Origin of the sequence: Streptomyces sp. 3N207 (assembly GCF_052246355.1) — a bacterium.
GTDB lineage: Bacteria > Actinomycetota > Actinomycetes > Streptomycetales > Streptomycetaceae > Streptomyces.
Genome location: NZ_JBQQBV010000036.1, coordinates 46,316 through 58,334 on the forward strand (window position 1 = coordinate 46,316; position 12,019 = coordinate 58,334).

The 12,019-nt window shown below is 70.7% G+C and carries 9 protein-coding genes and 1 pseudogene; 5 read left to right on the forward strand and 5 right to left on the reverse strand.

Features of this window, described 5'->3' with window-relative positions:
* Positions 1-45: 45 nt before the first annotated feature.
* Genes ACTWP9_RS34345 through ACTWP9_RS34360 form a run of 4 tightly spaced genes read right to left on the reverse strand, consistent with a single transcriptional unit; the run spans position 46 to position 5,990 of the window.
* Complete coding sequence (locus ACTWP9_RS34345) at positions 46-1,341, reverse strand: cytochrome P450 (protein WP_443250254.1); 1,296 nt, start codon at positions 1,339-1,341, stop codon at positions 46-48.
* Entirely contained in the window at positions 1,338-3,185 is a 1,848-nt protein-coding gene (locus ACTWP9_RS34350; protein ID WP_443250255.1) for an amino acid adenylation domain-containing protein, read from the reverse strand. Before ACTWP9_RS34350 ends, ACTWP9_RS34345 begins: the two co-directional genes overlap by 4 nt.
* The gene (locus ACTWP9_RS34355; protein WP_443250256.1) at positions 3,182-4,081 is read right to left on the reverse strand and encodes a hypothetical protein; all 900 of its coding nucleotides are present in this window, start codon (positions 4,079-4,081) and stop codon (positions 3,182-3,184) included. Before ACTWP9_RS34355 ends, ACTWP9_RS34350 begins: the two co-directional genes overlap by 4 nt.
* Positions 4,068-5,990 carry a non-ribosomal peptide synthetase gene (locus tag ACTWP9_RS34360; RefSeq protein ID WP_443250257.1) on the reverse strand — a complete coding sequence of 641 codons (1,923 nt, stop codon included), beginning with the start codon at positions 5,988-5,990 and terminating at the stop codon, positions 4,068-4,070. The genes ACTWP9_RS34355 and ACTWP9_RS34360 overlap by 14 nt, the downstream gene beginning before the upstream one ends.
* Before the next feature lie 521 nt (positions 5,991-6,511).
* Here ACTWP9_RS34360 and ACTWP9_RS34365 point away from each other — a divergent pair.
* Entirely contained in the window at positions 6,512-7,816 is a 1,305-nt protein-coding gene (locus ACTWP9_RS34365; RefSeq protein ID WP_443250258.1) for an MFS transporter, read from the forward strand.
* A gap of 73 nt (positions 7,817-7,889) precedes the next feature.
* Here the strand turns inward: ACTWP9_RS34365 and ACTWP9_RS34370 are convergent, their stop codons facing one another.
* Positions 7,890-8,633: an SDR family NAD(P)-dependent oxidoreductase gene (locus ACTWP9_RS34370; protein ID WP_443250259.1), complete on the reverse strand. Its 744-nt coding sequence runs from the start codon at positions 8,631-8,633 to the stop codon at positions 7,890-7,892.
* A gap of 115 nt (positions 8,634-8,748) precedes the next feature.
* Between ACTWP9_RS34370 and ACTWP9_RS34375 the strand changes: the two are divergent.
* The 4 genes and pseudogenes from ACTWP9_RS34375 to ACTWP9_RS34390 all read left to right on the forward strand — a co-directional run.
* Positions 8,749-8,978 (forward strand): annotated as a pseudogene (locus ACTWP9_RS34375) (NADPH-dependent FMN reductase); the annotation flags it as partial.
* Between the two features lie 54 nt (positions 8,979-9,032).
* A complete protein-coding gene (locus ACTWP9_RS34380; protein ID WP_443250260.1) occupies positions 9,033-9,878 on the forward strand; it encodes a chitosanase in 846 nt (281 codons plus the stop codon).
* A 75-nt stretch (positions 9,879-9,953) separates the two neighbouring features.
* Positions 9,954-10,523: a S1 RNA-binding domain-containing protein gene (locus tag ACTWP9_RS34385; RefSeq protein ID WP_443250261.1), complete on the forward strand. Its 570-nt coding sequence runs from the start codon at positions 9,954-9,956 to the stop codon at positions 10,521-10,523.
* A gap of 352 nt (positions 10,524-10,875) precedes the next feature.
* Entirely contained in the window at positions 10,876-11,721 is an 846-nt protein-coding gene (locus ACTWP9_RS34390) for an LLM class flavin-dependent oxidoreductase (RefSeq protein ID WP_443250262.1), read from the forward strand.
* Positions 11,722-12,019: the final 298 nt, after the last annotated feature.

Here is a 12,019-nt window from a genome sequence, read left to right on the forward strand (position 1 = left end):
CACCTCCGAACGAAGGAACATGGCGCGGAGAACCACGAAGAACGGTCACGGCACGGCCTCCCGGCGGGGCGCTGCGGCCCCTGCGGCGGCGAGCCGTTCGGCAGCGCCCGGCCGCAGTCGTGCCGTGACCGGCAGGTGCTTGATCCCGGCGACGAAGTTGGAGGCCAGATGCTCGACGGGTCCGGCCTGCTCGAACTCGTCCACGTGCCGGACGATTTCCTCGAAGAGGATGCGCAGCGCGATACGGGCGAGAGGTGCGCCCACGCAGTAGTGCGGTCCGAAGCCGAAGGCCACATGCCGGTTCGGCGAGCGGGCGACGTCGAAGGTGAACGGGTCGGCGAAGACCCGCCGGTCGCGGTTGGCCGATCCCAGCCAGGCGACCACGGCCTCCCCGGCGCCGAGGCGCACCCCGCTCAGCTCCGTCTCCCGCCTGGTGTACCGCATGAAGTGGTTGGCCGGTGAGGACCAGCGCAGCCCCTCCTCGACGGCGCGGGAGACCACGCCGGGATCGAGGGTGAGCCGCGCGTACTGTGCGGGCTCCTCGACGAAGGCCAGCACGGTGCCGGCCACCGCATGCGGGGTCGTGACATTGGCGCCCAGCAGCAGGCTGTAGCAGTTGTAGACGATCTCGTCCTGACGCAGTCGCCGTCCGCCGTCGAGCGTCATCCCGCGCAGAAAGCCGACGAGGGAGTCGTCGGCCGCATCCCGGGTCGCGTGCAGATGGTCGGCGAAGTACTCGAACAGTTCGTGATGCGCGGCGACGAGGGTGCCGCGACCCTCGCTGAACTCGCCGTCCTCGGGTGCGATCGCCATCGTCGTCAGCCTGGTGAGCCGGGGCCAGTCCTGCTCGGGCAGGCCCATCAGCGTGCCGGTGAACGCCATCGGGAAGTCGGCAGCCGCCTCCGCGATGTCCCACGCATCGCCGTCGGCCAGCGGGGCGATGAGCCGGCACACCATCTGCCGGATACGCGGCTCCCAGCGGCGCAGGGCGCGCGCCGACAGCACTTTGGACAGCGGCTCCCGCATCGCCGTGTGGGTCGGCGGGTCACTGGCGGCCATCATCTTGCCGCCCGCCGGATCGTCGACGGCAAGGGTGGACAGCAGAGTGCCGCGTTCGGAGGTGAAGCGGGTGTGGTCCCGCAGCACATCGTTGACGTCGTGGTAGCGGGTGACCGACCAGAAGGAGCGGCTGTCCGGAAGCGTCTGCCGCCATACCGGGTGCCGTTCGCGGAGGGCGAGCCATACCGCGTGCGGATCACCGGTCGCATACAGCTGGGGGTCGGCGAGGTCGACGGCCGCCGGATCGAGGTCGGGGACGGCCTGGGGCCGGGTGATCCTCATCGGCCGGCTCCCTCGCGCCCGTCGGCGGCGTGCTCTCCGGCAGCGAGCTGCTCGGCGGGGAGGCGGTCCTCCAGATAGCCGGCCAGTTCGGCGACAGTGGGGTGCTCGTAGAAGGCACGCGCCGTGACCAGCACATCGTGGGTGTCGGCGATCTCCGCCGTGATCTGGGTGGCCATCAGGGAATGGCCGCCCAGCTCGAAGAAGTCGTCGTCCACGCCTATCTCCTCGTACTGGAGGGTGTCGGCCCACACCCGGGTCAGCCAGCGCTCCAGCCCGGTGCCCGGCGCACGGAAGTCGGCGTCGCACTCCGGCCTGCGGCGGCTGCGCCGCTTGGCGAGGGTGCCCCGGTCGACCTTGCCGGTTCCGGTCAACGGCAGGGCCTCCACCTGCTGGAGCACGGCCGGTACGAGATAGCCGGGCAGCCGCTCGGCGAGCCATCTGCGCAGCCGGGGCACCCGGATGCGTTCGTCGCCGACCATGAAGGCCGCCAGCCGTCTGGTGGCGCCGCTGTCGCCCTGCACCACGACGGCGCAGTCGGCGACCTCGTCGTTGCGGCGCAGCACCGTCTCCACCTCGCCGGGTTCCACCCGGAAGCCGCGGATCTTGACTTGTGCGTCGGACCGTCCGAGGAACTCCAGCTCCCCGCCGGGCAGTTTCCTGGCCAGGTCTCCGGTGCGGTACAGGCGCGCGCCGGGGACGCCCGAGAACGGGTCGGGTACGAACCGCTCCGCTGTGAGCGCGGGGTCCTGGGCGTAACCGTGTGCGAGCCCGAGCCCTCCGGCGTACACCTCTCCCGGCTCGCCGTCCGGCACGGGCGCGAGCGCGGCGTCCAGCAGGTGCACCTGAGTGCCCCGCACCGGGCTGCCGATGGGGACGCGGGTGCCCTCGACGGGTGCCGTCATCACATGGCAGCAGGTGAAGGTGGTGTTCTCGGTCGGACCGTAGCCGTTGACCAGACGCAGCCCGGGAAGCGCGGCCAGCACCCCGTTGACATGCGTGGGGGAGAGCACGTCCCCGCCCGCCAGGAGGTGGCGCAGCCCGCGCAGGTCATCCGGCCGGCGCTCGGCGACCTGGTGGAAGAGACCGGCAGTGAGCCACATCGCCGTCACGCCCTGCGCCGTGGCGAACTCGACGACGCCCTCCGGCTCGGGACGCGGATCCGGATACGGCACCAGGCGGGCCCCGTTGAGCAGCGGTGCCCAGATCTCCAGCGTCGAGGCGTCGAAGGCGACGGGTGCGAGCTGGAGGACGGTGTCCTCACCGCCCAGCGGGAGGAAGCCGTTGGCGCGGGCGATCCGCACCACCGCGGCGTGCGGCACGGTCACGCCCTTGGGGGACCCGGTGGAACCCGAGGTGAACGCGGTGTAGGCGGGCGCCTGGGGTGGCACGGGCCGCGGCTCGGCGACCGGCAGCCCGGCGTAGCTCTCCCCGTCAGGGACGAGCACTGCGACCTCAGCACCGGGGAAGTGCCGCTGCTCCGCGGGCCCGGCCAGCACCAGCCGCGCACCGGCCGCCCCGAGCATCGCCGCGGCCCGCCCGGCGGGCTCGCCCTGTTCGATCGCGACGTACTGGGCACCGCACTTGAGGACGGCGAGCAGCGCGGTGATCAGCGCGGTGCCGCGGGCCATGGTGACGGCAACCGCATCGCCGGGCCGTACGCCGCGGTCACGCAGCTGGTGGGCGAGCCGGCCGGAGGCCCGGTCCAGCTCCTGGTAGCTGACGGAGGCATCACGGGTACCGACCGCCGGGGCTGCGGGGGTGGCCGCCGCCTGCCGCGCGAAGAGGCTGTGCACCGATTCCGTGCCCTCACCGGCGCCTTGGTGCACGTGCTGGTGCTCGGTCACGATGGCGTCCCTTCCACAGCGGTCTGGTGCTTCCCCAATTGATGGCGAGCGGTTGCGGTCCTGGCTCCGACGCCGGATGTACTCCCCGTCCCGGTCCTCGTCGCCGTCTCCCTCCCGGCTTCCGTCTCCCTCCCGGTCCGCTGCTCCGTCCCGGTTCCTGTCCCGGTTCCGACCGCGACCCAGGTGGCGGCGGCCCGGGCCAGGAGGGCGCCGGAGACGTCGTAGAGGGCGGTGACGTTCTCGCTCGTACGCTCTTGGCGCCGGGTGACGCGTCCGACCAGCACGCAGACGTCCCCGGCCCTGGGCCGTGCCTCGATACGGGCGGCGATCCGGTGCAGCACCATCGGCCGGCCCACCGGGTCGTCGGCCCAGCCGCCCGGGCAGTCGAGCGCCGCCCAGACGAGTTCGGCAGGCACGGACTGCCCGGGCCCCGCGGCCGGTTCGGGCCGGGGATGCCAGGGAGAGGCGACCGTGCCGGTCTCTCCCGGAACGCGCCCGGGTCGCAGGCCGAGACCGTCGGGCCGGTCGGGACCGCACACGAAGCAGTCCGGGAACGGATGCCCCCGCACCCCCTCGAAGTGCTCCGCCGCTTCCTGGGCCCGGGCGTACGGCACCCAGGCCGGCGGGGGTGGCGGTGGCCGCCGAGCCGCGGCCACGACGGCGACCAGCCGCTCCCGCTCGTAGAGCGCGTATCGGCGACCAGCCGGGCGCAGCTCCAACGCGGTCTCAAGTGGCGGCGGCGCATGGAGCGTCACCACCACGTCCGGCCCCAGCCGCGGCTCGGCCAGGCCCGCGAGCAGACCGCACACCAGACCGCCCTGCGCGGAGTGGGCAGGCCCGTTGTACCGGCTCGGCACGACCAGCCGCGAGGTGTCACTCCGGTCACCGCCCGGCATCGCTACCGCCCCCGGCGGTTCCCGGACGGGGAACGCTGTCCGTGGCCACCGGCTCCGGCGTGGTTCCGGCCCGCTGCGGGGCCCGGTCGACCGCCTCGTCGATCGCCGCGGCGAACAGCGCGACCGTGGGTGCCGAGAACACCGTTCTGGCCGGGAGACGCACCCCGAACCGGCGCCGGACGCGCGCGATCATCCGCATGGTGAGCAGCGACTGGCCGCCCAGCTCGAAGTAGTCGGCGGCCCGGCCGAGCGGCCCGGTTCCCAGCAGGTCCTGCCACAGCTCGGCGACGGTCCGCTCGGTGGCGGTCCGAGGGGGGGCCGTAACCGGTGCTCCGGGTGCGGACGGCGCCTGGGGCGCGTGTGCGTAGCGGCGGTCGGCGAGGGCGAGCCGGTCGACCTTGCCGCTCTGCAGCCGGGGCAGGACGCGGTGCTGGTGCCAGCTGCTCGGCAGGGCCGCCGGCGGCAGCCGGTCCAGCAGGAAGCCGCGTAACTCGGCCTCGGAGGGCAGGCCCTGTGCGGTGTCGGCAGCCACCACATGGGCCACCAGCCGCGCTTCGCCTCCCTCCCCGGTCACGCTCACCACCGCGGCCTGCGCGACCGCCGGATGCCGCAGCAGGGCATGCTCGGTCTCCGAGGGCTCCACCCGCACCCCGCGGATCTTCACCTGGTGGTCCACCCGGCCGAGGAACTCATAGACACCGTCACCGCGATCGCGGACCAGGTCCCCGGTGCGGTAGAGGCGCTCACCCGGCCGCGCCGGGTCGTCGTCCGGTACGAACCGCTCCGCGGTGTGGGCCGGGTCGCCGTAGCCCCAGGCCAGGCACCGGCCGCCGAGGAGGAGTTCCCCGGTCCCGCCGCTCGGTACCGGGCGGCCCCGCTCGTCGTGCACCACGGCGCGGACCCCGGCGATGGGCCGTCCGACGGGTACCGCTTCGGCCGTCGCGTCCTGGGGTGTCAGCTCGTGGTTGAGGACGTCGATGCAGGTTTCGGTGGGTCCGTACTGGTTGATGACGCGGGCCCGGGTCGCGGCGAAGATCTGGGCGGCCAGCTCCCCGGGCAGCCGTTCGCCCGCGACAAGCAGATAGGTGAGACCGGCCAAGCCCGCTCCGGCACCGGCGGCGAGGAACTCGCGCAACAGGGAGGGGACGAAGTGCATCACCGTGACCCGGTGCGCCCGGGCCAGCTCGGCCAGGCTGTGCGGTTCGGACTCCGCGCCCTCGGGGGCCACCAGCAGGGTCGCGCCGTAACACAGCGGCGCGAGGACGACCCACATCTGGCAGTCGAACACGAGCGACCCGGCGTAGAGCACCGTGTCCTCCGGGCCGACGGGGTACAGGGACTGGCCCCAGGAGAAACGATTGCGCACCGCCGAGTGCGGCACATGGACGGCCTTCGGCCGGCCGGAGGAACCGGAGGTGTGCAGCACATACGCGAGGCGGTCGGCGGGCGGCGTCCCGGTGCTGCGGGGCTGCCGGGCAGCGTGACCTGCGGGTCCCGACTCGTCGAGCGGCGGGGTGCCGGGCGGGGCCAGGGGTAACGCTTCGGGAAGGAAGGAGCAGGCGTCCTTGTCCCCGAGCACCAGCCGGGGCGCCAACCTGGCTATCGCCTCCCGGGTGGTGTCGACGGCCTGTTGGGCGGGGAACGGCGCGACCGCGGCCCCGGCTGCGAGGATCCCCGCAACGGCGAGTACCTGCTGCACCGAGCGGCCCGAGCACAAGGCGACGACGTCTCCTTCTGCCAGCCCGCGTGCGCGCATTGCGGAGGCGCTGCACTCGGCCTCGGCGACGAGCCGCGCATAGCTGATCTCCTCGACCCCGTCGCAGAGCGCGACGCGGTCCGGATACTTTGCGGCGGTGTCCACGACCGCCTGCCAGACATCGTCGTGCCGCTCGCCTTCCGGGGGATTCATGTCATACCTCCACGACGCCGTGGGAATGAGGACTTCATCTTTGTGAGATGCCTGTCCGCTATCCCGCGGTAGAGCAAGTGGAATACACAGCTGAAATGGCGTGGAATTCGGGGAGTTCGAGATGCGAACTCCCCCGGCTCGGATCCTCGGTTGCGGTCTAGACCGGAACTGCATCAGAAAACCGCGACCTCGGCGGCCCTGTCAAGCGGTCGTTCCCGCTGTCATATGCGAGCCGGTGCCCGATCGGAAGTCGTGCCCAACCGCTACGGCCCCCAAACCAGGAATATCCGCGTCCGGTTCGAGGCCCGCCGGGCACCGTCCCGGGGCCCGTACTCATCCCGTCACGGACGCTGCCGAGGTTTCACCGTCGGACCCTGTCGAGGTTTCCTCGTCGACCCCTGTGAAGGTGTCACCGCGGCACTCTCGCGAAGGCCACGAGTCGCGTGATATAAGAACATTCGGTCTGCACACTTCTCGACACATCTCGCGCGGCACCCCCCATCGAAGGAGCGACCGCACACATGGTGAGCCGCCCGAACCACGCCTTGCGCGGCGCCCTGCAAAATCTGGCTGTACTGCGGGAACGCAACTTCCGTACCTTCTTCGCCGGCTACACCACCTCGATGCTCGGCACCGCCATGGCGACGGTCGCGCTCTCCTTCGCCGTGCTGGAGGCCACCGGCTCCCTCTCCGACCTCAGCTTCGTCATGGCGGCGCGCATCGTGCCGCTCGTCGTCTTCCTGCTGGGCGGCGGCGTCCTGGGGGACCGGCTGCCACGCCGCCTGATCATGCTGTGCTCGGACTGGCTGCGGGCGCTGACCCAGGGTGCGCTGGCGGTTCTGCTGATGACCGACTCGGCACGGCTGTGGCAACTTCTCGTACTGGCCGCGTTGGGCGGGATCGGCGAGGCGTTCTTCAAGCCCTCCTTCGACGGGCTGGTGCCGCACGTCGTCTCGCCCGCCCGACTGCCGGACGCCAACACCATGATCGGGCTCGGCAACTCGGTGGCCGGAGTCGCCGGACCGGCGCTCGCCGGCCTGCTGGTGACCTTCGTCTCGCCGGCCGCGCTGCTGCTGGTCGACGCGGGCACCTACGCGCTGTGCGGAATCTTCCTGCTGCGCCTGCGCGTACCGGAAACGCGGGCCGCCGCCGCCCCGGGAGTGCTGCGCGAACTCCGCGACGGCTGGGGCATGTTCACCAAGTACCGGTGGTTGTGGACGGTCACGCTCCAGTTCACCATGTTCAACTTCGTGGTGTGGGCGCCGTATCTGGTGCTCGGACCGGCAGCGGCCAAGGAGACCTACAACGGGGCCAGTTCATGGGGCACGATCGTGTCGATCTACGGCCTCGGCTCCATCGTCGGCGCGCTGCTGCTGCTCGGCAGGCGTCCCACGCGCCCGCTGCTGGTCACCACGCTGGTCACGGTGCTGTGGGCGGCGCCGTCAGCCGCGCTGGCCGGCCAGGCACCGCTGCTCGTGGTCTGTGCCGGAGCACTTGCCGCGGGCGTGGCCAACTCGGTGTTCAACGCGCTGTGGATGACCACCATTCAGCAGCACGTGCCGCACGAGGCCCTCTCCCGCGTCATGTCCTACGTCTCGTTCGGTGCCTACTCCATCGGACCGATCGGGCTGGCGCTGGCCGGACCGCTGGCCGAGCGGACCAGCATCTCCGCGGTGCTGTCCTTCGGCGTGTGCTGGCAGGTGGCGGCCAACGCCTTCATCCTGTGCCTGCCGTCGGTACGTGGCGTCCGCCTGGCGCGACAGACGGACGACGCTCCCACCGCCGCGTCGGACGGGGAGGACGAGCAGCCCCGCGTGGTCACCTAGTGCTTGCCCGGCGCCTCAGGGGGACCGCCCCGAAGGGGCGCGGGGAACTGCTCCCCCTGAGACCCGCGGCGGCCTAGAGCAGCTGCGTGCCGCCGTCGACAGAGAGGATCTGACCGGTGATGTAGGGGGAGTTCACAAGGTCCAGGCACGCCCTGGCCACGTCCTCCGGCTGTCCGACGCGCCGCAGCGGAATCACCTCCGAGGCCCGGTCGATCCGCTCCTGCTTGTCCTCGAAGGCGTCGAACCACGGCGTGTCCGTCATACCGGGAGCGACGGCGTTCACACGCACCTCGGGGGCCAGCGCCTTGGCGAGAATACGGGTCATGTGATTGACCGCCGCTTTGCTCACCGCGTACGGGACGGAACTCCCGCCCGGGAGTATGCCGGAAATCGAGGAGATGTTGATGACGCATCCTCCGCCGCCCGCCTGACGGAGATGCTTTTCGGCAGCGGTCACCATGTTCCACACTCCGAGGACGTTGACGTCGAACAGGCGCCGCCACACCTCCGGATCGGCGGCCTGCAGATTGTCCATCGGAATATGTGCGGTGATCCCCGCACAGTTCACCAGGACATCCAGCCTGCCGAATGCCTGCTCCGTCTCCGTCACCAGGCGGCGCGCGGCATTCTCGTCGGCCACGTCCGCTCCGATGTAAACGGCGTCGGGAAGCTCCGCCGCCAATGCCTCGCCCGCCTCGGCCGAACGGCTCGAATTGACGACGACGCGCATGCCGCGTTCCGCCAGCAAGCGGGCGGTTCCGGCGCCGATTCCGGAGGAGGATCCAGTGACCAGCGCGACGCGACTTTCCTTTTCCACCGTTCCGGTCTCCCTCATTCTCGTATGCATCCTCGAACGCCTACCGAATATGCGCTGGGACCTTAGCAGTCGTTCGGGAACCAAAGGGAGAGAAAACGAGCCACACGGCCCGCGCCTGGCCATCGACTACGCGCTGCGCCCCGTGCTCAGCTCGATGGGCCGGCGCACATCACGCCGGGCCGCTTCGCGCCGGACAAGGACATCACGGTGGGCGACGACGGCACGCTGACCGTCGCACCGTGCTCGGCCGAGGCCCTGGGCCCGGTCACGAATCAGTTCTCCGCTGCGCCTCTCGGGCTCTCCGGGTACCCCGCACTGCGGTCTTCTGGTAGGAAACCTTCCTAACGTTACGTCGGCACCACCGATCGCTCATCCCCCACCCCCACTTGGAGCCTTCATATGTCATCGTCCGGCGACGCGTCCTCCCCCGGAAACGTCTCACGCCGTGCCGCCCTGGCACTGCTGGGAGTCTCCCTCTCGACGGTCCCCCTGATGAGCGCCGCCCCGTCTCCGGCCGCTGAAGCTGCCGGCAGCGGGACGGGGCTGGACGACCCCGCGAAGAAAGAGATCGCCATGCAGCTGGTCTCCAGCGCGGAGAACTCCTCCCTCGACTGGAAGGCGCAGTACAAGTACATCGAGGACATAGGTGACGGGCGCGGGTACACCGCGGGCATCATCGGCTTCTGCTCCGGCACCGGGGACATGCTCGACCTCGTCGAGCTGTACACGGACCGCAAGCCGGACAATGTTCTGGCCCCGTACCTGCCCGCACTCCGTAAGGTGAACGGCTCCGACTCGCACGAAGGTCTCGACCCGCACTTCACCGACGACTGGCGTACGGCAGCCCGCGACCAGGTCTTCCAGCGGGCGCAGAACGACGAGCGTGACCGCGTGTACTTCGACCCCGCGGTCGAACAGGGCAAGGCCGACGGCCTGCGGGTGTTGGGGCAGTTCGCCTACTACGACGCCCTCGTCATGCACGGCGACGGAAGCGACGCCACCAGTTTCCGCAACATCCGCAAGCGCGCCCTGCGCCAGGCGCAGCCGCCCGCTGCGGGCGGCGACGAAGAGCGGTACCTGGACGCCTTCCTCGACGCGCGGGTGTGGGCGATGAAGCAGGAGGAGGCGCACAGCGACACCAGTCGTGTCGACACCGCGCAGCGTGTCTTCCTGCGCGAAGGGAACCTCGACCTCGACCCGCCGCTCGACTGGAAGGTCTACGGCGACAGTTACCACATCGACTGACACGGAAGTCTTCCGCGCCGTCGGTGTCCCGGGCCCGGGCGGCACCGGCGGCGCTGAGGTGAAAGGCTGGCCATCATGGTCGAGCCGTCCGAGTACCCGGAACTGTGGGAGTTCCTGAGCGCACTGCGCCGCGGCGAGCTCCTTTCCGGGACCGTCACGGCGATCGAACGGTTCGGTGTGTTCGTCGCGCTGGACGACGGCCCCGCGCACCCCGTCTTCCCCGGCGTCGGCTTCATCACCATCCCCGAACTGTCCTGGCGGCGCATCGAAGCGGCTGATGACGTCGTCCGGACCGGTCAGCGCGTTTCGTGCGAGTTCCTGCAGTTCGACACATGGAACGGAGAGGCCAGACTGTCCCTGCGAGCCACGCAGCCGGACCCATTCCAGGCGTTCGCCGACCGCACCGCGGTGGGCCGCACACTGCGCGGACAGGTCACCAAGCTGGTCCCGTTCGGTGCCTTCGTCCAGGTCGCCGACGGAATCGAGGGCCTGGTCCACCTTCGGGAGCTCACCCGGACACCCGTCGAAGCTCCCGAGGATGCCGTCCAGGTCGGCGACGCGGTAACGGTCGTCGTGACTGAAATCGACCAAGAGCGACGCAGGCTGTCCCTCTCCCGACGACAGCTCCCACCCGACCTCCCGTAACTCCTCCGCGCGCCGCCGACCTCGCACGTGTCCCTGCCCGCGGTGAAGCCAGGTCGCCCCGGCCGGCATGCGGTGCGTCACCTGGTGGGTGGGGCGGGCGGGTGAGCGCTGACCGCGCTCGTCTCGTCCAGCTCTCGCTGAGCGCCGTCCAGCCCGCGCTGAGCGCGCAATCCATCACAAAGGGCAGGCCCCGAAATCGAGTTGTCCCGCCATGTCGGCTCGCTTTAGGGTGAGATCACTTCGAAGAGACGTTCCCCAGGAGTACGCCGCAGAACGGGAGCGTCCCACCTCGCCGAGGTGCCGGAGGGGCGGCAGCAGTCTTTGTCGACCCTTCCTCTCGGAGGTCTCCTTCATGAACGTCGGTATCGGTCTGCCCATCGGCGACCCGGCCACCTTGCTCACCTGGGCCCGACACGCAGACGCCGGGCCTTTCAGTACGCTCGGCCTGCTCGACCGGCTCGTCTACGACAACCCTGAACCCATGGTCGCGCTTGCCGTTCTCGCCGGCGCGACCTCCCGCATCCGGGTCCAGACCGAGGTGCTGCTGGCCCCGCTGCGCGACAGTGCCCTCCTCGCCAAGCAGGCCGCCACCCTGGACCGGATGACCGGTGGTCGCTTGGTCCTCGGTCTCGGCATCGGTGGCCGGGACGACGACCACCAGGTCGCGGGCGTGGACAAGCGCACGCGAGGCCGACGCCTCGATGAGCAGATGGCGGTGATGCGGCGGCTGTGGTCCGGCGAGCCGTACGGCGACGGTGTCGGCCCGATCGGCCCCGCGCCCGCCCGGCCCGGTGGGCCCGAAGTGCTCTTCGGTGGCTTCAAGCCCCTCGCGCTCGAACGCGTCGCGCGCTGGGGGGACGGGTTTCTCGCCGCTGCGGCGCCTTCCTGGGCGGGCGGTCTGTTCGACACCGTCCGCGGGTTCTGGAAGGAATACGGCCGCGAGGGTGAACCCCGTATCGTCGCGCAGGTCAACGTCGCGCTCGGCCCGCAGGGCGTGATCGACGACGCGCGGGCGAGGATGCACGCGTACTACGCGTTTACCGGGGTGGCCGACCGGATGGTTGCCGGGATGCTCACCACGCCTGCGGAGATCCGTGGGGCGGTTGCCGCGTTCGCGGAACTCGGCGCCGATGAGGTGATGCTCTACTGCTACGGGGTCGACCCCGCGCAGGTTGAGCGCCTCGCCGAGATTCTGTGACGGTTTGTCGGGGCGGAACGTCGGGTGGGGTGCCGCCTAGGTGGTATGCCGCCGACGGCTAGTGCGGTGCCGCACCGGTCATCCCGACCGGTGTGGCACCGCTTTTGTTTGCCGGGTGTCGGGTGTGTCAGCTGTGAAATCCATTTCAGGATGAGTGAGCCTCGTTGGTGGCTAGGGCCTGTTCCAGGTTCGGATCACGTTGGTCGGAGGCTGCGGATCCAGAGCACGGCACCGCGTAGGTGGAGTCCGGCGAGGTAGCTGGTGGCGGTCTTGTCGTAACGGGTCGCCAGGCCCCGCC